Genomic DNA, 20,611 nt, shown 5'->3' on the forward strand with positions numbered 1-20,611 from the left:
GTTTCCCAACGCTACACAGCCTTACCATGCGCTTCAACAGGATCGCCAACACCTCTGCATGAAACAGCTAGCGTGTAACGACGAAAAAAAATCTGAGCGCGCTGAAACTTCTCTCGATCACCCTCCGTATCTTCGGTCAAGCGCCGGCCAGGGAGGCTGGTTGCGTAAGCTGAAAAAGAGAGAGGAATACAATGTATACTCGTACCATCACCGCCGTTTCCGCCCTGTCGATGCTGGGGGGCGCCGCCTTCGCGCAGAGCGATAGCGCCGACATGGGTTTCGCGCTTGCCAATGACGGCATGACGCTTGTGTCCATGGCCGACATCACATCGCCCACCGATGTGCAGACCATGGACCTCAGCGAAGCACTGGACGCCATCGCATGGCGCCCCGTCACCGGCGAACTGCTTGGCTTCAAGAACGGCATGGTCGTCACCATCGACCCCGCGAGCGGTGAGATGACCGATCTCGAAGCGGCGTTCAACGACGACGCCATGGTCGCCGACGGCTCGAAGGTCGCGTTCGACTTCAACAACAAGATCGACGCCGTCCGCGCCGTCTCCTCGGAAGAAGACAACCTGGTCTATTTCCCCAAGGATTTCAGCGCCGAGGACAAGGCCGGCAAGGTCGTGCGCGTCACTGACCTGGCCTATGCCGAAGGCGACGCCAATGCCGGCGCCGACCCGATGATCTATGCCAACGCCTATACCAACGCGATCAACGGCGAGACCGCCGGCAGCACGTTCCAATACGCGCTGGACGCGGAAACGGACTCGCTGGTCAGCCTGGCCAATAACGAAGGCACGCTGGAAACCATCGCCGAAGTCACCGTCGACGGCGAAGCCGTGGACCTGAGCGACTGGGGCGGCTTCGACATCATGTCGCCGTCCGAGGGCGAAGACATGGCCTATGCCATCCTGCAGATGGAAGGCGCCGAGACGGCCGGCTTCTACACCATCAACCTGGAAACCGGTGAAGCCATGATGGAAGCCGATCTGGGCATGGGCGGCTTCACCGCGCTGGCCATCGCACAGGCGCGCTAAGCCAAGACTTGCGTAACGAGTTCTGTTGTTGAGTTCGTAACGAGTGATGAGGGGGGCTTTCGGGCTCCCCTCTTTTTGCGAAAGGGTAGCTGCACTGCGCGGAACAGAGGCGCGGCCCTGCCGCGCCGCCGCGCGATCGCCAGACCGCCCCCCGGGCTGGCGATTGGGTGCCGTGGGCACTTCGAATTGAGGTTTTACGGATGTGGCGAAGATAAAGTGCTCTGAAGAGACGTCGGTTCGCCATCCCGCGGTCTGGCAATCGCGCGGTGCAAAAGGCCGAATGGTTTACCCCACATCCGTCCGGCCGCGCCGGTCACCGCGCAGCGCGGCATACAGAACATGCGTCCGCCAGCGCCCCGCGATCTGCAAATAGCTCTGCGCCACGCCCTCGTACTTGAACCCGCAGCTTTCCAGCAGACGCCGCGAAGGAGCGTTTTCCGGCAGACAGGCGGCTTCGAGCCGCGACAGGTCCAGTCGCTCGAAGGCGTAGTGCGACACTGCCTGCAGCGCCTCGCGCATGTAGCCCTTGCGCGCATGAGGCTGACCGGTCCAGTAGCCCAGCGTGCCCGACTGGGCGGGGCCACGCCGGATATTGTCCAGCGTGATCGCCCCCACCAGCATGTCGTCCTCGCGCCGGAACAGGAACAAGGGCACCGCCGAGCCCGACGAGATCGACCGCTGAGACCAGTAGACCCGGTTGGCGAACCCCTTGCGCGACAGGTGGTCGGCGGCCCATTGCGGCTCCCACGGGGTCAGGAAATCGGCGCTGCTTTCGCGCAAGGACGACCAGTCGCGGAAGTCCGTCAGGACGGGCTGACGCAGGGTCAGGCGCTCCGTCTCGATCCGGATCTTCCGGCGCGGCAGGAACATCAGGCCGCACGCCTTTCCTGCAAGGTCTGCAGTGACGGCGCATGGCTGACGGGCCCGTAAAGCGCCAGCGCGGCGGGCGCTTCGGTGGCAATCACCTCGGCGTGCGATTTGAGGTCCTTCAGCGTGACCGCGTCGATCCGCTCGACCACCTCGTCGAGGTCCGGCACCCGGCCCCAGATCTGCATCATCCGCGCCGAGCGTTCGGCCCGGTTCGACGGGCTTTCCAGCCCCATCAGCAGGCCCGCCTTCATCTGTGCCCGCGCCCGGTCCAGCTCGGCCTGACTGAAATCCTCGGCGGCGCGCTTCATCTCGTCCACCGTCAGGCGGCCAAGGCTTTCCATCTCGTCGGCGGACGTGCCGGCATAGATCGTGAGCATCCCGGTATCCGCATAGGCCCCGGCCTGCGCAAAGATCGTATAGCACAGCCCCCGCCGCTCGCGGATCTCCTGGAACAGGCGCGAGGACATCGAGCCGCCCAGCGCCGACGCGTAGATCTGCGCGGTATGAATGTCGGGGCTGGAATAGTTCGAGCTCTCGAACGCCATGGCGAAATGCGCCTGCTCCAGCGTGCGCACGGTGCGCGTCTCGCCCCCGGCGAACTTGGCGGCGGGCGGCGCGATGGTGTTCGAGGGCTGCATGTCGCCGAACGCCTCTTCGGCCAGCTTGACCAGCGCGTCGTGATCCACGGCCCCGGCGGCGGACAGGATCATCTGCCCCGGGCGATAGCGCTGGTCGACGAACCGCGTCAGGTCATCACGCGAAAAGCTGCGCACACGGTCTTCTGGCCCCAGGATGGTGCGGCCCAGCGGGTGGTTGGGATAGGCCTGCTCCTGCAACCAGTCGAAGATGATGTCGTCGGGCGTATCCAGCGCCTGCCCGATCTCCTGCAGGATCACGCCGCGCTCGACCTCGATCTCGCGCGCGTCGAACACCGGGTTGCGCAGGATATCGGCCACCACGTCCAGCGCCAGCGGCACGTCATCGGCCAGCACGCGGGCGTAATAGGCCGTCACCTCGCGGCTGGTATAAGCATTGATATAGCCGCCCACATCCTCGATCGCCTCGGCAATTTCCAGCGCGTTGCGCCGCTTGGTGCCCTTGAAGGCCATGTGTTCGAGGAAATGCGCGATGCCGTTCTGGGCGGCGTCCTCGTGCCGGGCACCCGCCAGGACCCACACGCCGATGGCCGCCGATTGCAGGCCCGGCATATGTTCGGTGACGATGCGAAATCCGTTGTCGAGAGTGGTCAGGTTGACGGTCAATTCGGGATGCGGTCCTTGATGAGGGTTTCGATGGCGGCAAGGTCGTTCTCGACCCGTGTCACGCGTTCCGACCGCTCATACAGGTCGGCCATACGGTCCGGCAAGGGGGGATGTTGGCCGCTGGCCTCTTCCACCGCCGCCGGGAACTTGGCCGGGTGGGCGGTTGCCAGCGTGATCATCGGGATGGCAGGGTCGCGCATTTCCTCGGCCACCTTTACGCCGACGGCGGAATGCGGACACAGCAGTTCCCCGGCGGCGTTCCAAGTCTCCAGGATCGTCGCGCGGGTCTCGTCCTCGGCGCAGCGGCCCGAGGCGAAGGTTTCCCGCAACGCCTCCAATGCTCCTTGGCTGACTGAAAAGCCGCCGGCCTTCAACTCGTCCATCAGCTGCGCCACGGCGGCACCGTCCTGATCGTAAGCATAGTAGAGCGCCCGCTCGAAATTGGAGCTGACCTGGATATCCATCGACGGGCTGATCGACGGGATCACGCCGTCGGGCCTGTATTCCGACGTGGTCAGGCAGCGGTGCAGGATGTCGTTTTGGTTGGTGGCGACGATCAGCTGGTCGATCGGCAGGCCCATACGCTTGGCGATGTAACCTGCGAAGATGTCGCCGAAATTGCCCGTGGGCACGGTGAAGCTCACCTTGCGTTCGGGCGCGCCCAGCGACACGGCGGAAGTGAAGTAATAGACCACCTGCGCCAGCACCCGCGCCCAGTTGATCGAGTTCACACCGGCCAGTCCCACCGCGTCGCGGAATTCGAAGTCGTTGAACATGTCCTTCACCCGCGCCTGGCAGGCGTCGAAATCGCCATCGACGGCGATGGCGTGCACGTTGTCTTCGACAGGCGTGGTCATCTGGCGGCGCTGCACCTCGCTGACCCGGCCATGGGGGTAGAGGATGAAAACATCCACCTTGTCCAGCCCCCGGAACGCCTCGATCGCTGCCGAGCCGGTGTCGCCCGAGGTCGCGCCCACGATGCACACCCGGTCGCCCGAGCGTTTGAGCGACGCCTCGAACAGCTGGCCGATCAGCTGCATCGCGAAATCCTTGAACGCGAGCGTGGGGCCTTGGAACAGCTCCAGCAGGAAGTGCCCGGCATCCAGCTGCTTCAGCGGCGCGCGGGCGGCATGTCCGAAGCCCGCGTAGGTGCGCGCGATGATCTCGCGGAATTCGTCATCGGTGAAGGCGTCGCCGATGAAGGGGAGCATGATGCGCAACGCCGCCTCCTCGTAAGACACCCCGTGCAGCGCCTTGATCTCGTCCGCCGCCAGCGTCGGGATGCTTTCGGGCAGGTACAGCCCGCCATCCCGCGCCAGCCCGGTCAGCATGGCCTCCTCGAAACTCAGGATGGGCGCGTTGCCGCGGGTCGAGATGTATTTCATCGGTCCAGTCCTTTTGCGGCGCCACGGCCGCGGAAGATATAGAAAGCGGTCATGCCCAGCCAGATGGCGGCCAGCGAGAACCACGTGATCGCGTATTGCAAGTGATCGTTCGGAATGTGGGCCGTGTCCACCGGCAAGGGCGTCACGGCCGCCTCGGGATGCGACAGGGTGCGCGCCACCAGCAGCACCGGCTCGGTGTCCAGCACCTCGGCCATCTGTCCCAGGTCGCGCGCGAACCACGTGTTGCCGTCGACATCGTTTTCGGGCGTCGAGCTGTTGCGGTCGTCGGGCCAGTGCAGGTTGCCGGTGACCGTCAGCGCGCCCCCGGGCGCGTCACTCAGCGCATCGCCCTGCCGGATGAAGCCGCGATCCACCAGGATGCGCCGCCCGCCTTCAGTCTCGAAGGGCGAGATCACCAGGTATCCCGCGCCCACCTGCTTGCGGCTGACCAGGACGCGCAGCGCCCCGTCTCCGAATTGACCGCTCACTTCCACCGGAAGATACTTGTCCGCCTCGGGATCGAACCTTTCCGGCAGGGCCACCGGCGCGGCGTCGATCCGCGTCTCGATCTGCGAAAGGATGCCTTCCTTCCAGTCCAGACGCTGCACCTGCCACACGCCCAGCCAGATCAGCACGGCCGCACCGGCCAGCCCGAAGATCAGCGGAAGGAGTGTTTTTCTCAGCATGATGCCCCATCTGACGCGAAAATGCGGAAGGCTCCCCCTCCGCATCTTCCTCTGGCTTCAAATATCCCCGCCGGAGGCAGAGAATTTTCGTACGAAAATTCTTCAGCCGCCCCAGATGTAGACCGCGGCGAACAGGAACAGCCAGACCACGTCGACAAAGTGCCAGTACCAGGCGGCGGCTTCGAACCCGATGTGTTTTTCGGGGGTGAAGTGGCCCCGCATGAGCCGCAGAAGGCAGACGAACAGGAAGATCGTTCCGATCACCACATGCGCCCCGTGAAAGCCGGTCGCCATGAAGAAGTTCGCGCCGTAGATGTTGCCCGAAAATCCGAAAGCCGCGTGGCTGTATTCATAGGCCTGCAACCCGGTGAAGATCACGCCCAGGGCGATGGCGATGGTCAGGCCCCATTTGACGTCGTCGCGGTTGTTCTCGTGCACCAGCGCGTGGTGCGCCCAGGTGGCGGCCATGCCCGAGCACAGCAGGATCAGCGTGTTGATCAGCGGCAGGTGCCAGGGGTCGAACGTCTCGATCCCCGCCGGCGGCCAGACGCCATCGGTAATGGGGGACATCTCGCCCATCGGGTAGATCGCGTGCTTGAAGAAGCTCCAGAACCACGCGGCGAAGAACATGACCTCGGACATGATGAACATGATGAAGCCATAGCGCAGCCCGATCCGCACCACCGGCGTATGGTCGCCCGCCTGGCTTTCCTTGATCGTGTCCGCCCACCAGCCGAACATCACGTAGGCGACGCCCACGAAGCCGGCCAGCAGCATCCACGGCCCGCTGCCGTGAAAGAACAGCACCGCGCCGAACAGCATGACGAACCCGGCCATTGCCCCCAGGAGGGGCCAGATAGAGGGGTTCAGGATGTGGTAGTCGTGATTTTTTTCATGTGCCATCTAGCAAAGTCCCTCGTCGGTGGCTCTTAGTTCACGTTGTTATCAGGCGCCTCGCCCTTGTCGAGCGCCGCCTGCGTTTCGTCTTCGGGCAGGTCGATCTCGTAGAACGTATAGCCCAGTGTGATGGTTTTCGTGTACTTCGCATCGCGGTCGTCGACAATCTCGGGATCGACGAAAAACGTCACCGGCATCTGCACGCGTTCGCCCGGTTGCAACACCTGCTGCTCGAAGCAGAAGCAATCGATCTTGGTAAAGAACCCGCCCGCCTCGAACGGCGTGACGTTGTAGCTGGCCGAGCCCGCGATCGGGCGGTCGGTGGGATTGTAGGCCTCGTAGAAGGCAAGGCCCGTCTCACCGATGCGGATCTCCATCTCGCGCTGCACCGGCTTGAACTCCCAAGGAAAGCCGCGCTCGTTGCTGGCGTCGAAGCGGATCTTGATGGTGCGGTCCAGGATCTCGTCCGAGCCCAGGTCGGCCACGTTGGTCTCGCCGCCATAGCCGGTGACCCGGCAGAACCAGTCGTAAAGCGGCACCGACGCCCAGGCCAGCGCGCCCATCGTGACGCCCACGGCCACCAGCCGCATCACCGTCTTGGTATTCCGGTCCATCGCCATCAGCTTGCCTCCTCTGTCGTCACCGCGAAATCGTCGTCAGACACCTTGGCAATGGTCAGCCCGAAGACAAGTGCGACAAAAGCGGCAAGAACCAGGCCGAGCCCGAGGTTGCGCGAAAAGCGGCGCTTGTGCATTTCGTGTTGGCGCGACAGCGACATGGCTCACCACCCTCCCAGGCCGTAGGGCGCCAACAGCGCCTCGGCGGCAATCGCGCCGAAATGCGCGAAGAGGTACAGCAGCGACAACTTGAAGAACTTGCGCTCGGCCAGGTACTTGTCCGCTTCCGAGGCGGCCTCGTCCCGGCGCCAGATGTCCACCGCGCCTTTCAGGAAGGTGGCGTTCAGCACCAGCGCGACGGCCAGGTAGAGCGGCCCGCCCACGCTGGTGAAGCCCAGCCCGATGGCGAGCGCCGCCAGCAGCACGGTGTAGACCAGGATATGCACGCGGGTCGACCGGCGCCCGTGGGTCACGGTCAGCATCGGCACCCGCGCATTGTCGTAATCCATCTTGGTGAACAGCGCCAGGGCCCAGAAATGAGGCGGCGTCCACATGAAGGTCAGGCAGAACATCAGCACCGCCTCGACCGAGACCGATCCCGTCGCCGCGGCCCAGCCGATCATCGGGGGGAAGGCCCCGGCGGCGCCGCCGATCACGATGTTCTGCGGCGTCCAGCGCTTCAGCCACATGGTATAGATCACGATGTAGAAGAAGATGGTGAAGGCCAGCAGGCCTGCCGCCAGAAGGTTGGTCGCCAGCCCCAGCATCACCACGGCAAAGCCGGACAGCGCAATGCCGAAGGCGAACGCCTCGTCCCGCGTCACCTTGCCGGCGGGGATGGGCCGCTTGGCGGTTCGTTTCATCACCGCGTCGATATCAGCGTCCCACCACATGTTGAGCGCGCCCGACGCGCCACCGCCCACGGCGATGAACAGGATCGCGGCAAAGCCCACCACCGGATGCACCGAGACAGGCGCGGCAATCAGCCCGACGAAGGCCGTGAACACGACCAGCGTCATCACGCGCGGTTTCAAGAGCGCGAAGAAATCGCCGAAGCTGGCCTCGTCCTCGAAGCCCTGAACCTTGCTGGTGTTGAGACTTGCGTCGCTCATGTCTTCTCCGAAACACGGGATGCGCCCGGAGGCGCATCCTGCGGGGGATGGCATGGGGCGCGCGTGCTGCGCGCCCCGGCTGTCTTTTACTCGGCGGCGGCCAGCTTCACGCGGTCGGGAAGCGTCGACGGGTCACCTGCATATTCCTCGATCGCGCCTTCCAGCCAGGCATCATAGTCTTCCTGGCTGACGACCTTGACCGTGATCGGCATGTAGGCGTGCGCCTGGCCGCAGAGTTCCGAACACTGGCCGAAATAGATGCCTTCCTTCTCAGCGCTGAACCACAGCTGCGCGATCCGGCCCGGAACGGCGTCCTGCTTCACGCCGAAGGCGGGAATGGTCCAGCTGTGGATCACGTCCGCGCCGGTGACCTGCATCACGACCGTCTGGCCCACGGGCACGACCACGGCGGTGTCGGTGGCCAGCAGGAACTCGTCCTCGGAATAGCCCGCCTCTTCCAGCTGCGCGCGCACATCGTCGGTCAGGCGGTTGTCGCCGCCCGTGGCCGGCGCGCCGATCATGTAGCTGTCGAAGGCGAAATCGTGATCCATGTATTCATAGCCCCAGTACCACTGGTACCCGGTGACCTTGATGTTCACGTCGCCCTCGGGAATTTCCTGCTGCTTGAACAGCACCGGCAGCGAGAACGCCGCGATGAACACCAGGATCACGATCGGCACCACGGTCCAGGCCACCTCGATCGGCGAGTTGTGGGTAAAGCTCGACGGCGTCGGGTTGGCCCGCTTGTTGTAGCGCACGATGCAGTAGCCCAGCAGGCCACAGACGAAAATGGTGATCGCGGTGATGATCACCAGCACCATGCCGTCGAGCCAATGCAGGTCGCGCGCCAGTTCCGTGGCAGCCGGTTGAAAACCGATCGCGCCCTGTTCGGGCTTGCCGATGATTTCAAGATTTTCCTGTGCCATCGCCGGAAGCGCCGTTGCAGCGGCCATCATGGACGCCAGAAAGCTGGTGAATTTGCGCATGTTGCACCCTGATCCCGTTAGTTCGGTTTTATCTTCTGCAGAACGTCCCAAGGCGCATGCCATGGAATCCCGTTGTTCGCGCCGTAAATAACAATATTCTTACGGGGCGTACAAGGAAATGCGTTGCGGCAAACGGACGCTTTTGAAACCGTTAAAATACTGGCGTTTCCGGCGCCGCGAGCAGGAGCATGCAGATGACATCATACGTTTTTCGTCCCTTCGAGACCGAGATCGAGCGCGAGGCGGCGCTGGCCAGGCTGCGCGAGGCCGTGGCCGGCGCGGATGACGGCGAGCTCTTCCTGGAGCGTCGCCGGGCGGAATCCCTGTTGTTCGACGATGGCCGGGTCAAGACCGCCTCGTATGACGCCGCGCAGGGCTTCGGGCTGCGCGCCGTGCGCGGCGAGGTAGCGGGCTATGCCCATTCATCCGAGATTTCCGAAGCCGCGATGGGCCGCGCCGTGGAAACCGCGCGCCTGGCCGTGGGCGATGGCGGCGGCACGATGGCCGACGCCCCCGCCGCCACCAACCGGCGGCTCTATTCCGACGCCGACCCCATCGCCGGGCACGAGTTTCCCGTCAAGCTCGATACGTTGCGCGAGATCGACGCCTACCTGCGCGACATGGACCCCCGCGTGGTGCAGGTGACCGCCGCCATCGCCGCCTCCCTGCAGGAGATCGTGATCCTGCGCGCCGACGGGCACGAGGTCAGCGACACCCGCCCCATGACGCGCCTCAATATAAGTGTCATCGTCGAAAAGGACGGCCGTCGCGAAACCGGCAGCGTCGGCGGCGGCGGACGCGTCATGCTCGACGGCCTCATTGCCCCCGAGGACTGGCAGGCCAAGGCCCGCGAGGCGCTGCGCATCGCCCTGGTCAACCTCGAGGCCGAGGCGGCACCGGCGGGCGTGATGGACGTGGTCCTTGGCCCCGGCTGGCCAGGTATCCTGTTGCACGAGGCGATCGGTCACGGGCTGGAGGGCGATTTCAACCGCAAGGGCAGCTCGGCCTTCGCCGGGCTGATGGGCCAGCGCATCGCCGCCCCCGGCGTCACCGTGCTGGATGACGGCACCATCCCCGACCGGCGCGGCAGCATCACCGTCGATGACGAGGGCACGCCCTCGGGCAAGAACGTCCTGATCGAGGACGGCATCCTTGTAGGCTACATGCAGGACCGCCAGAACGCCCGCCTGATGGGGGTCGAGGCCACCGGCAACGGGCGGCGCCAAAGCTATGCCCACGCGCCGATGCCGCGCATGACCAACACCTACATGCTGGGCGGCGACGCGACGCGGGACGAGATCGTGGCGGATCTCAAGGACGGGATCTATGCCGTGGGCTTCGGCGGCGGGCAGGTCGACATCACCAACGGCAAGTTCGTCTTTTCCTGCACCGAGGCCTACCGCGTGAAGAACGGCAGGATCGGCGCGCCGGTCAAGGGCGCCACGCTGATCGGCGACGGGGCGACCGCCCTGCAACAGATCCGCGCGCTCGGCAACGACATGGCGCTCGACCCCGGCATGGGCAATTGCGGCAAGCAGGGCCAGTGGGTGCCCGTGGGCGTTGGCCAACCCACGGTGATGATCGGCGGTCTGACCGTGGGCGGTTCGCAGGCGGGGAGTTGAGGGAGTCGATTGCTAAAGAGCCGCGCGATCGCCAGACCGCGGGCTGGCGGCCCAACAGTGGTCCAGAGTACTTTATCCCTGCAACCTCCGCAAAACCTCAAATCAAATCGCCAGCATCACCCAATCGCCAGCCCGTCCGGGCGGCCCCCCTTTCGGCGATTGCAGGCAATCGCCTTTCGGTCAGCGGACGATCGCGCGGCGGCCTGCGGCCTTTATTCCGCGCGAACCAAGTACCAAAGGCACGTAACATAATGACCGACCCCACCCAGAACCTCGACATCGACGCCCTCCGCGCCTTCGGGGAAGGCGTCGATTTCGGCCACACCGCAAGCGATTACGCCACCCATCGCGCCGGCTTCCCACCTGCCTTTTTCGAGCTTCTGACACAGCGCGGCTGGACCGGCCCCGGCCAGACCGCCGTCGATCTGGGCTGTGGCACCGGAACCGTCGCGCGCGGGCTGGCGGGCCTTGGGCTCGACGTCACCGGCATCGACCCCGCACAGCCGCTCCTCGACGAGGCCCGCAAACTGGACCGCGCCGCAGGCGTCGAGATCACCTACAAGACAGGAACGGCAGAGGCGACGGGCCTTGCCGCCGCTTCGGTCGATCTCGTCACGGCGGGGCAATGCTGGCACTGGTTCGACCGGACAGCAACCGCCGCGGAGGTCGCGCGCCTGTTGCGCCCCGGCGGGCGGGCGGTGATCGCCCATTTCGACTGGTTGCCGCTGCCCGGCAACGTGGTGGCGGCGACCGAGGCGCTGATCCTGCGCCACAATCCCGGATGGGCGGGCGCGGGCGGCACCGGGATCTATCCCGCCTGGCTGACGGACCTGGCGCAGGCGGGCCTGACCGCGCTGGAGACCGCATCCGTCGACGTCTCGCAGCCCTACACGCACGCCGCCTGGCGCGGGCGCATCCGGGCCAGCGCCGGTGTCGCGGCCTCGCTCGACGCCGAAAGGACCTCGGTTTTCGATGCCGAGCTTGCCGCCCTTCTGGTGCAGGGATTTCCCGACGAGCCCATGGGCATACCCCATCGGGTCTGGCTGGCCACCGGGGTGCTCGACACGTAGAGATCCCCTGCTGCGCCGTGCCGCCAAGCACGGACCGGCGCGCGCCTTATTCCCCTCGGCGAAACGTCTTTTGGCCCTGCGCTCAAAATTTCTTCAATCGGAACGGGTTTGGTTTACCCTGTGTTAACCAAGCGCGCGTATCACTGACCCTGCAATCAGGCGAAGTCACGATGTCCGAGGAATTACATCCTTCCACTCACCCCCCACTCCCACCCACCACGGAAGATGATCGGGTAGCGTGGCTTCGTCTGTTGCGCTCTCGCCGGGTCGGACCGGCGACGTTTCACAGGTTGATGCAGGAACATGGCAGCGCGCAGGCCGCGCTGGAGGCCTTGCCGGAGGTCGCCCGTGCGGCAGGGGTCGAGACTTACGCCGCCTGCCCCGTCGGCGTGGCCGAGGCCGAGCTGAAGGCGGGTGCCGCGCTTGGCGCACGGCTGATCTTCATCGGCACGCCGGACTATCCAGAACTTTTGGCCGAGACACCGGACGCGCCGCCCTTTCTCTGGGCCGTGGGCGATGGCGCGTCGCTGCTGCAGCGTCCCATGGTCGCGCTTGTCGGCGCGCGCAACGCATCGTCATTGGGCCTGCGCATGGCCAAGGCGCTGGCCGGCGCGCTGTCCGAACGGGGCCATGTGGTTGTCTCGGGCCTGGCCCGCGGGATCGACGCGGCGGCGCACCTGGCGGCGCTGGATCACGGCACCCTGGCGGTCGTCGCCGGGGGCGTCGACGTGATGTACCCCGCCGAGAACACCAAGCTGGCCGAGGATATCGCCCGCACCGGCCTGCGCCTGTCGGAACAGCCCATCGGCACGGTCCCGCAGGCGCGGCACTTCCCGGCGCGCAACCGCATCATCAGCGGCATGGCGCAGGCCGTCGTCGTGGTCGAGGCCGCGGCCCGGTCCGGCTCGCTGATCACCGCGCGCAACGCGCTCGACCAGGGGCGCGACGTGCTGGCGGTGCCGGGCCATCCGTTTGACGCCCGCGCTGCCGGCTGCAACATGCTGATCCGCGACGGCGCGACGCTGGTGCGCAACGCCGACGACGTTCTGGCCGCCCTGCCCGCACGGGCAGAGGCGCCGGCACCACCGCAGCCGGACCTGCCCCTGGCCCCGCCGCCCGAAAAGCGCAGCCTGGCCGAAACCGCCCGGCTGCATACCGACATACTGAACCGTCTCGGCCCGGCACCGCTGGCCGAGGATCAACTGATCCGCGACCTGTCCGCCCCCGCCGCGCGGGTCTCTCCCGCGCTCACCGACCTCGAGGTCAGCGGCAAGATCACGCGCCATCCCGGCGGGCTGGTCTCGCGATCCTGACGTGGGCTCAGTCGAACGGCGCACAGGCGTCCGGCGTCACCGCGCGGTATTCGGCGCACAATGGCTCCCACGACCACCACGCGTCCGTCGCGCCGAAACTGTGATGCACCGCGACCCAGGTATCGCCGGATTTCCTGTAGAGAACGTAAATCTCCGTGATATCGAAGCTACCGTCCTCCTCGCCCCGCAGCACCGCGGGCGTCCGGCTCAGGTCGATCGCCCCACCGCCGGGACGCTGCGCGGCAAGCCCGGCAAAGGCCACGTCCCCGTCTCGGCGCAGGTGATGCACCACGAATTGCACGGGCGCGCCCAGTTTCCACTCGGCGATGGGCCGGATCGCGTCCAGAAGCGCGCTGCGCGTCTCGCTGCCCCGCGCCGGCTCCTCCCACGCGGCGGCGGCCCCGGCCAGCATCACCAGCAGCACGGCCAAAAGGTGTCTCGGCATGGCATCCTCCGTCGTTGCCTCGACACTGCGCCGTCCGGCCGGGATGAACAAGCCGCGGGATACCCTGCATTGACAATCCCCATTCAGACACCACATGTTGCGCCGCCATGGGACCGGCCCGAGTCGCCCCCTGTTTTTCATACCGTAGGAGTGTTCATGCCAGTCGTTGTTGTCGAATCCCCGGCCAAGGCCAAGACGATCAACAAGTACCTGGGCAAGGACTATACCGTGTTGGCCTCCTACGGCCATGTCCGCGACCTTCCGGCCAAGAACGGCTCGGTCGATCCCGACCAGGATTTCGAGATGACCTGGGAGGTCGGCAATGACAGCAAGAAACACATCAAGGCCATCGCCGACGCGCTGAAGGACGACAACGCGCTGATCCTCGCCACCGACCCCGACCGCGAGGGCGAGGCGATCAGCTGGCACCTGGAAGAGGCGTTGCGCAAGCGCCGCGCCATCAAGAAGGACACCGACGTCAAACGCGTGGTGTTCAACGCCATCACCAAGACCGCCGTCACCGAGGCGATGAAGAACCCGCGCGAGGTGGACGCGCCGCTGGTCGAGGCCTATCTGGCCCGCCGCGCGCTCGATTACCTCGTGGGCTTCAACCTGTCGCCGGTGCTCTGGCGGAAACTGCCCGGTGCGCGGTCCGCGGGCCGGGTCCAATCGGTCTGCTTGCGCCTGATCGTCGAGCGCGAGATGGAGATCGAGGCGTTCAATCCCCGCGAATACTGGAGCGTGAAGGCCCTGCTCACCACGCCCCGCGGGCAGGAGTTCGAGGCGCGGCTGGTCAGCCTGGCCGGGGACAAGCTGGACAAGTACGACCTGGAGAACGCCACCCAGGCGGAGATGGCGCAACAGGCCGTCGAGAGCCGCGACCTTGCCGTCACATCGGTCGAGGCCAAGCCCGGCAGCCGAAATCCCAGCCCGCCTTTCATGACCTCGACCCTGCAACAAGAGGCCAGCCGCAAGTTCGGCATGGGCGCGCGGCAATGCATGAGCGCGGCCCAGCGCCTGTATGAGGCCGGACACATTACTTATATGCGGACAGACGGGATCGACATGGCGCCCGAGGCCGTCGAGGCCGCCCGCGATGCAATCGGCGAGCGCTTTGGCAAGGACTACGTGCCGTCCTCCGCGCGCATCTACAAGAACAAGGCCAAGAACGCGCAGGAAGCGCACGAATGCATCCGCCCCACCGAGATGACGCGCGACGCCGAAAGCCTGAAGCTTTCTGAGCCCGACCAGCGCAAGCTCTATGACCTGATCTGGAAACGCACGCTGGCCTGCCAGATGGAAGGCGCGCGGCTGGAGCGCACCACGGTAGAGATCGGCTCGAAGGACGGCCAGGTCGGTCTGCGCGCCACTGGCCAGGTGGTTCTGTTCGACGGCTTCCTGCGGGTCTACGAGGAAGGCCGGGACGACGCCGTCGTCGATGACGACGACAAGCGCTTGCCGCAACTGTCCGAAGGCGACAAGACCGACAAGCGCTCGGTCACCCCCGAACAGCATTTCACCCAGCCCCCGCCCCGCTATACCGAGGCGACGCTGGTCAAGCAGATGGAAGAGCTGGGCATCGGCCGCCCCTCGACCTATGCCAGCATCGTCACCACGATCCAGGAGCGTGAATATGTCCGCAAGGACAAGAACCGCCTGATCCCCGAGGACAAGGGCCGGATCGTCACCATCTTCCTGCTCAACTTCTTCCGCAAATACGTGGGCTACGAGTTCACCGCCAACCTCGAGGAAGAGCTGGACGTCATTTCGGCCGGCGACGCCGACTACAAAAAGGTGCTGGCCGAGTTCTGGCGCGATTTCCACGCCGCGGTCGAGGAAGCCTCCGAGCTGCGCATCGCCGAGGTGCTCGACAAGCTGGACGAGGTTCTGGCCCCGCAGCTCTATCCCCCGCGCGAGGACGGGTCCGACCCGCGTATCTGCCCCAAATGCGGCGAAGGGCGCCTGCATCTGAAAACCTCGCGCACCGGCGGCTTCGTCGGCTGCGGCAACTATCCTGAATGCACCTACACCCGCCCCATCGCCGGCGAAGGCGCCGAGGGCGACGAGCGCCTGCTGGGCGAGGATCAGGGCGACGAGATCTGGCTCAAGTCGGGCCGCTTCGGGCCCTACGTGCAGCGCGGCGAGCCGACACCCGAGAACAAGAAGCCGCCGCGCGCGTCGCTGCCCAAGGGGTGGGACAAGGACGAGATGACGCTGGAAAAGGCGCTGACCCTGCTCAGCCTGCCGCGCATCGTGGGCACCCATCCCGACGGCGGCGAGGTGAAATCCAATTTCGGCCGGTTCGGGCCTTATGTCATGCACCAGGCCGAGGACGAGGCAAAGCCGGTCTATGTCAACCTCAAGGATCCTGCGGATGTCTTCGAGATCGGCATGAACCGTGCGGTCGAACTTCTGGCCGAGAAACGCGCCAACCCGGGGCGCGGGCGCGGGCGCACCGCCGCCAAGCCGCTCAAGGAACTGGGCGAGCACCCCGAGAGCGGCGGGCCGGTGAATGTCATGGAAGGCCGCTATGGACCTTACGTGAAATGGGAGAAGGTGAACGCCACCCTGCCAAAGGACGTGGAGCCCGCGAACGTCACCATGGATATGGCCGTGGAACTCATTGCCGAGAAGGCCGCGAAAAAGGGCACGAAGAAGGGAACGGGCCGCGCCAAGAAAAAGGCGTGACCGCGTCCCTTAATAAGACGCCAGCGTCAGCGCACAGGCGTCGGTGATCAGCTCCGGCCGGGTCTTGCAAAGGCCGCTGGCCACCTGGAAGGCTGCCAGCACCTTGGGCACGTAGTCGCGCGTTTCGGCATAGGGCGGGACGCCCGCGTGCTTCTTGACCGCGTTCTCGCCGGCGTTGTAGCCCGCCAGCGCCAGCACCGCGTCGCCGCGAAACTCCTTCATCAGCCAGTCGAGGTAGGCCACCCCGCCCTTGATGTTCTGCCCCGCCAGCATCGAGTCGCTGACGCCGAAGCGTTGCGCCGTGGCCGGTATGAGCTGCATCAGCCCCTGCGCCCCGGCCCCGCTGACTGCATCCGTCCGTCCGCCCGATTCAACAGAGATCACCGCCAGCACCAGCGCCGGCGACACCTCGGTTCCGATCGTGGCGCGCAGGATGTCGGCGCCGTGGGCGCGGGCGATCTCCTGCATATGCTGCAACCTCGGTCCCTTGACCGACGCCCCGCCCGGCCCGTCGCGCAGGGTCTCGAACGCGAGGCGCAGCCGGTCCGGCCCGCTGGCCGTGTCGTCGGTCGGGACTTTCGTCCAGAACCAGCCATAGGCCGCCGTCACGCTGGGCACGACGGGAATATCGACCGTGCCCGAGTCGGCGCCTGCGTCGCTGTCCTTGGCCCTGGGCTTCAGATGCGCCTGGTCCTCGGGGTCGATCTGCACCGTGATCAGCTTGCCGCCGCCTTTCTTGGGCGGCTTGCCTTTCTTGAAGGTGAACTCGGGAAACGGCGGCGGATCCCCCGCGTGGACGGGAAGCGCGCACGCCAAGGCAACGCCAAGGGCGAGAAATCTCGTGAATCGCATGATCGGGCCTGCTCTGCCTCGGTTGGTTTTCTTGCTAGTATGCCATCAATCGGCAAGTTTGCCCATAATTGTTGAGTGTTGACGAACACCGACGCCGGCGTTTCGCACTGAAATGACGGGCGAAAGCAATAAGCCGAAAAAATTTAACCTTTTTTAATTATTCAAAATCAATAGCTTAATACCCTCCGCGGCAAAAAAGTTAACGGTCTCCAAAATCGCTCGAAAGCCGCCCAAATCCTGCCGCAGTCGGACGGCTATATGCTGCTCATACCGCAACGCAGCGGGCCAAAGAGAGAGGCGGCCCACTCAACTGCTAGCGGTTGCAACCTGAGTAAAACTGATCCTTTGGAGGGACCAACCATGATCAAATTCATCAAAAAATTCCGCAAAGACGAAGAAGGTGCCGTGACTGTTGACTGGGTCGTGCTGACCGCAGCCGTCGTCGGCCTGGGCGTTGCAGGCGTTTCCACCGTGTCCGGTGGCGTGAACGGCCTGGCCAGCAAAATCGTCACCGGAGTCGACTCCGCAGACAACGTCGGCGCGGGCACCAAGTAAGGTATCCGCACTGTGCGATAAGGCCGCGGTCCACCCGGACCGCGGCCTTTTGCCCGTCTGGGGGCAGGGTTATTTTCCCGTAAAATCATCAATTTATTTTCAGGATGCGCCCTGGAAATCTTTCAAAATGCCCAAATGCTGCCGCGTTCGGCTGCTATGCAAGGCGCAACCCAACATGCCCCAGAAGGTGATTACATGATCCAGAGCATACGACATTTCCTCAAGCGTGAGGATGGCGCGATCACGGTTGACTGGGTCGTGCTGACCGCAGGCCTGGTCGTGCTGGCCGGCGGGCTCGGCGTCACGGTGAACAGCGGTGTCACCTCGGCATCGACCAGTATCTCCACCGCGGTCTCGGCCACGTCCGTCAACGACGCCGAGTGACCCTGCCCCGCCTTTGCCGGGGCCACCGCACGCGGTAATGCGCACCCGGCCATCCACCGGGGTCCGGCAAGGCCCGCGCAGTCCGTTTCGGCACCGCGAGCCGCACCCCGCGCAAAGCGCCGCGGCCGATTGCGATCGCGCGCCATGCAGTCCCGGCCTCCGGCCTGGCGGCCAGGGCGCCGCGGCACCTTGCCCCCCTTCGCGCGCACGGCACGGGCCTTCACCAAAGCACCACACCCACCCCGTTATTTCGCCACATTTCCATCGTAAGTCTGAACGGTAAGGCGCAACCAGTGTGCCAGTGAGCAGTTGAATTCGAAAGGACACGCCATGCGTTTGGTGTTTGGACTTGTACTCATTCTCGGCCTTGGGCTGGCAGGTTTTGCCGTCTTCATGGCCAAGAATTACATCCAGGGCTACCAGGCCCAGCTTGAACAGGAACGCGCCAAGAGCGCCCCGGCCTTTGAAACGGTCGAGGTCTACGTCGCCAAGCAGAAACTGGAATACGGCCAGCGCCTGCTGATGGACCACGTGTCGCTTGTGGCGTATCCGGTGAATTCGCTGCCCGAGGGCACCTATTCCGCCGAGGAAGACCTCTTCCCCGAGGGCGAGGACGAGCCGCGCACGGTCCTGCGCACCATGGAACCGATGGAAGCGATCCTGGACGTCAAGGTCACCGGACCGGGCGAGGATGCCGGCATCACCTCGCAGCTCACGCGCGGGATGCGCGCCTTCGCAATCGAGGTCGACGTGTCCAGCGGCGTGTCCGGCTTCCTGCGTCCCGGCGACCGCGTCGACATCTACTGGACCGGCAACGTGGGCACCGCCGCAGGTATCGACGGCCGTCGCGGCGGCAGCGAGGTCACGAAGCTGATCGAAACCGGCGTGCGCCTGATTGCCGTGGACCAGGTGGCGAACGGCGACACCACCGAGGCGATCATCGCCCGCACCGTCACCGTTGCCATCAAGCCGCAGCAGGTCGCAGCACTTGCGCAGGCGCAATCCACCGGCAGCCTGTCGCTGTCGCTGGTCGGCGCCGACGACGAAACCGTGGCCGAGGCGATCGAGGTCGACCAGAACATGCTTCTGGGGATCGAGGCCGCCGCCGCCCCCGCGCCGCAGGTCCAGAAAGAGATCTGCACCATCAAGACCCGCCGCGGCGGCGAGGTGATCTCGACACCGATCCCCTGCACGACGAACTGATCCACACAACATATTGTGTTACCGAGGCGCCCCCACCACAGGGCGCCTCGTTTCTTTCGGGCAACTGTCCCCCAAAATCCACAGCAACAGCGCGTCGAAAGTGGTTGATTCTTGAAAAAATTTTCGAATTGGCCCACAGTCCTGTCAATTCCGGGCGAAAAGACCCGATTAATGAGGCGTGATCGGAAAGGCAGGTCACATGATAAAATCGAGCGTATTCAAGGCCGCCCTTGTCGGGCTGGCTGTCGTGTTTTCCCCTGTCGCCGACATGGCGATGGCTGACAACATCACGGTGATCCAGAAGGGCGCGAACCGTGATCTGAGCATTCCGATGAACCGGGCCGTCGTGATCGAAAGCGACACGCCGTTTGCGGAGCTGAGCATCGCGAACCCGTCCATCGCGGACTTCTCTACCCTGTCGGACCGTACCGTCTATGTCCTCGGCAAGGCGCCGGGGCGCACCACCCTGACCCTTCTCGACGCCACCGGCCGGCTGATCACAAACGTGGAGGTGCACGTCAGCCCGGACATCTCGGAGTTCAAGGAGCGGCTGCAACAGATCATGCCCGGCGAAAAGATCGAGGTGCGCTCTGCCAATGACGGCATCGTACTGTCGGGCACCGTCACCAGCGCCAGCAAGATGGACCGCGCGCTGGAACTGGCGAACCGCTACGCGCCCGAGCGCGTGTCGAACCTGATGTCGGTCTCGGGCAAGCAGCAGGTCATGCTGAAGGTCCGCTTTGCCGAGATGCAGCGCACCGTGTCCAAGGCGCTGGGCACGTCGCTGTCGCTGGACGCGCGCTCGGCAGGCAGCGCGGGCTTTATCGGCGGCTCCGGCACCACTAACACCCAAGGCGGTGTCATCGGCACGCTGGCCGGGGCGATCCCGTCGGTGCAGAACAACTTCGGCGCGCTTGCCATCGGCTTCGACATCGGCTCGACCGAGGTCGGTATCCTGTTGGAAGCATTGGAAGAAAAAGGCGTCGTGCGCACCCTCGCGGAACCCAACCTGACCGCCCTTTCGGGCCAGGAGGCCAAGTTCCTCGCCGGTGGCGAATTCCCGATCCCGGTGGCCCAGGATAACGGCACCACCACGATCGAGTTCAAGCCCTTCGGCGTCGAGCTCAACTTTACCCCGCGCGTTCTGGACGACGAGGTCATCAACCTGGAAATGGCCGCGGCGGTCTCCTCGCTGGACCCCGCCAACGGCATCCAGGCCGACGGTCTGAACGTGGCCGCCTTCCGCCGCCGCGACGCGTCGACCACGGTGGTGATGCGCGACGGGCAAAGCTTTGCCATCGCCGGCCTGCTGCAGGACGACTTCCGCGACAATGCGGGCCAGATCCCGTGGCTGGGCGATATCCCGGTTCTTGGCGCCCTGTTCCGCAGCGCGGAATACGAGCGCGCCCAGACCGAACTGGTGATCATCGTGACCGCGCATCTTGTGACCCCGACCAGCGGCACGGTCCTGGCCCTGCCGACCGACCGGGTCAAATTGCCGACCGAAAAGGACCTGTTTCTGAATGGCCGCGTGGCCAAGGACGTGCGGGAGTCGCGCGGATCGACCGGCGAAGTCGCCCGGCAGGATTTCAACGGGTCCTACGGCTACGTGATGGACTGA

General features: G+C 65.1%; 20 protein-coding genes. 9 read left to right on the top strand and 11 right to left on the bottom strand.

All coding sequences use genetic code 11. From position 1 onward, the window contains the following. Positions 1 to 191: 191 nt before the first annotated feature. Positions 192 to 1,043 (top strand): DUF4394 domain-containing protein, encoded by an 852-nt coding sequence (locus FIU85_RS06710; protein WP_152491469.1) that lies wholly within the window; start codon positions 192 to 194, stop codon positions 1,041 to 1,043. 285 nt (positions 1,044 to 1,328) lie between these two features. Here FIU85_RS06710 and FIU85_RS06715 read toward each other — a convergent pair whose 3' ends face one another. From FIU85_RS06715 to coxB, 9 genes are all read right to left on the bottom strand, one after another. Beyond that, on the bottom strand, positions 1,329 to 1,913 hold the full coding sequence (locus FIU85_RS06715) for a GNAT family N-acetyltransferase (protein ID WP_172978024.1): 585 nt from the start codon (positions 1,911 to 1,913) through the stop codon (positions 1,329 to 1,331). Then, positions 1,913 to 3,175 (bottom strand): pitrilysin family protein, encoded by a 1,263-nt coding sequence (locus FIU85_RS06720; protein WP_152491468.1) that lies wholly within the window; start codon positions 3,173 to 3,175, stop codon positions 1,913 to 1,915. The genes FIU85_RS06715 and FIU85_RS06720 overlap by 1 nt, the downstream gene beginning before the upstream one ends. Next, positions 3,172 to 4,560 carry a threonine synthase gene (gene thrC / locus FIU85_RS06725; RefSeq protein WP_152496328.1) on the bottom strand — a complete coding sequence of 463 codons (1,389 nt, stop codon included), beginning with the start codon at positions 4,558 to 4,560 and terminating at the stop codon, positions 3,172 to 3,174. The genes FIU85_RS06720 and thrC overlap by 4 nt, the downstream gene beginning before the upstream one ends. After that, the gene (locus FIU85_RS06730) at positions 4,557 to 5,246 is read right to left on the bottom strand and encodes an SURF1 family protein (RefSeq protein WP_172978813.1); all 690 of its coding nucleotides are present in this window, start codon (positions 5,244 to 5,246) and stop codon (positions 4,557 to 4,559) included. Before FIU85_RS06730 ends, thrC begins: the two co-directional genes overlap by 4 nt. A 102-nt stretch (positions 5,247 to 5,348) precedes the next feature. Then, positions 5,349 to 6,149, bottom strand: a complete 801-nt coding sequence (locus tag FIU85_RS06735; protein ID WP_152491465.1) for a cytochrome c oxidase subunit 3 — start codon at positions 6,147 to 6,149, stop codon at positions 5,349 to 5,351. A 26-nt stretch (positions 6,150 to 6,175) separates the two neighbouring features. Further along, positions 6,176 to 6,763 (bottom strand): cytochrome c oxidase assembly protein, encoded by a 588-nt coding sequence (locus FIU85_RS06740; protein ID WP_152496329.1) that lies wholly within the window; start codon positions 6,761 to 6,763, stop codon positions 6,176 to 6,178. Beyond that, on the bottom strand, positions 6,763 to 6,921 hold the full coding sequence (locus FIU85_RS21935; RefSeq protein WP_170067268.1) for a hypothetical protein: 159 nt from the start codon (positions 6,919 to 6,921) through the stop codon (positions 6,763 to 6,765). Before FIU85_RS21935 ends, FIU85_RS06740 begins: the two co-directional genes overlap by 1 nt. 3 nt (positions 6,922 to 6,924) lie before the next feature. Next, the gene (cyoE, locus tag FIU85_RS06745; RefSeq protein WP_152496330.1) at positions 6,925 to 7,872 is read right to left on the bottom strand and encodes a heme o synthase; all 948 of its coding nucleotides are present in this window, start codon (positions 7,870 to 7,872) and stop codon (positions 6,925 to 6,927) included. An 86-nt stretch (positions 7,873 to 7,958) separates the two neighbouring features. After that, positions 7,959 to 8,858, bottom strand: a complete 900-nt coding sequence (gene coxB / locus FIU85_RS06750; RefSeq protein WP_152491462.1) for a cytochrome c oxidase subunit II — start codon at positions 8,856 to 8,858, stop codon at positions 7,959 to 7,961. Positions 8,859 to 9,052: 194 nt separating this feature from the next. Between coxB and tldD the strand changes: the two genes are divergently transcribed. From tldD to dprA, 3 genes are all read left to right on the top strand, one after another. Next, on the top strand, positions 9,053 to 10,480 hold the full coding sequence (tldD, locus tag FIU85_RS06755; RefSeq protein ID WP_152496331.1) for a metalloprotease TldD: 1,428 nt from the start codon (positions 9,053 to 9,055) through the stop codon (positions 10,478 to 10,480). Positions 10,481 to 10,731: 251 nt separating this feature from the next. Then, positions 10,732 to 11,550 carry a class I SAM-dependent methyltransferase gene (locus FIU85_RS06760; protein WP_152496332.1) on the top strand — a complete coding sequence of 273 codons (819 nt, stop codon included), beginning with the start codon at positions 10,732 to 10,734 and terminating at the stop codon, positions 11,548 to 11,550. A gap of 170 nt (positions 11,551 to 11,720) precedes the next feature. Continuing rightward, positions 11,721 to 12,863, top strand: a complete 1,143-nt coding sequence (dprA, locus tag FIU85_RS06765) for a DNA-processing protein DprA (RefSeq protein ID WP_152496333.1) — start codon at positions 11,721 to 11,723, stop codon at positions 12,861 to 12,863. 7 nt (positions 12,864 to 12,870) lie between these two features. Here dprA and FIU85_RS06770 read toward each other — a convergent pair whose 3' ends face one another. Continuing rightward, positions 12,871 to 13,308, bottom strand: coding sequence for a hypothetical protein (locus tag FIU85_RS06770; protein WP_152496334.1), 438 nt, complete (start codon positions 13,306 to 13,308; stop codon positions 12,871 to 12,873). A gap of 156 nt (positions 13,309 to 13,464) precedes the next feature. Between FIU85_RS06770 and topA the strand changes: the two genes are divergently transcribed. Further along, positions 13,465 to 15,996, top strand: coding sequence for a type I DNA topoisomerase (topA, locus tag FIU85_RS06775; protein WP_152496335.1), 2,532 nt, complete (start codon positions 13,465 to 13,467; stop codon positions 15,994 to 15,996). Positions 15,997 to 16,005: 9 nt separating this feature from the next. On the opposite strand, the gene FIU85_RS06780 is transcribed toward topA, so the two are convergent. Then, entirely contained in the window at positions 16,006 to 16,848 is an 843-nt protein-coding gene (locus FIU85_RS06780) for a lytic transglycosylase domain-containing protein (protein WP_152491456.1), read from the bottom strand. 360 nt (positions 16,849 to 17,208) lie between these two features. On the opposite strand from FIU85_RS06780, the gene FIU85_RS06785 reads away from it, so the two are divergent. From FIU85_RS06785 to FIU85_RS06800, 4 genes are all read left to right on the top strand, one after another. After that, positions 17,209 to 17,403, top strand: coding sequence for a Flp family type IVb pilin (locus tag FIU85_RS06785; RefSeq protein WP_152491455.1), 195 nt, complete (start codon positions 17,209 to 17,211; stop codon positions 17,401 to 17,403). Positions 17,404 to 17,598: 195 nt separating this feature from the next. Further along, positions 17,599 to 17,787 carry a Flp family type IVb pilin gene (locus FIU85_RS06790; RefSeq protein WP_152496336.1) on the top strand — a complete coding sequence of 63 codons (189 nt, stop codon included), beginning with the start codon at positions 17,599 to 17,601 and terminating at the stop codon, positions 17,785 to 17,787. Positions 17,788 to 18,117: 330 nt separating this feature from the next. Then, a complete protein-coding gene (gene cpaB / locus FIU85_RS06795) occupies positions 18,118 to 18,990 on the top strand; it encodes a Flp pilus assembly protein CpaB (protein WP_152496337.1) in 873 nt (290 codons plus the stop codon). 199 nt (positions 18,991 to 19,189) lie between these two features. Then, positions 19,190 to 20,611, top strand: a complete 1,422-nt coding sequence (locus FIU85_RS06800; RefSeq protein ID WP_152496338.1) for a type II and III secretion system protein family protein — start codon at positions 19,190 to 19,192, stop codon at positions 20,609 to 20,611.

It is taken from the genome of Roseovarius sp. THAF8, assembly GCF_009363735.1.
Classification (GTDB): domain Bacteria; phylum Pseudomonadota; class Alphaproteobacteria; order Rhodobacterales; family Rhodobacteraceae; genus Roseovarius.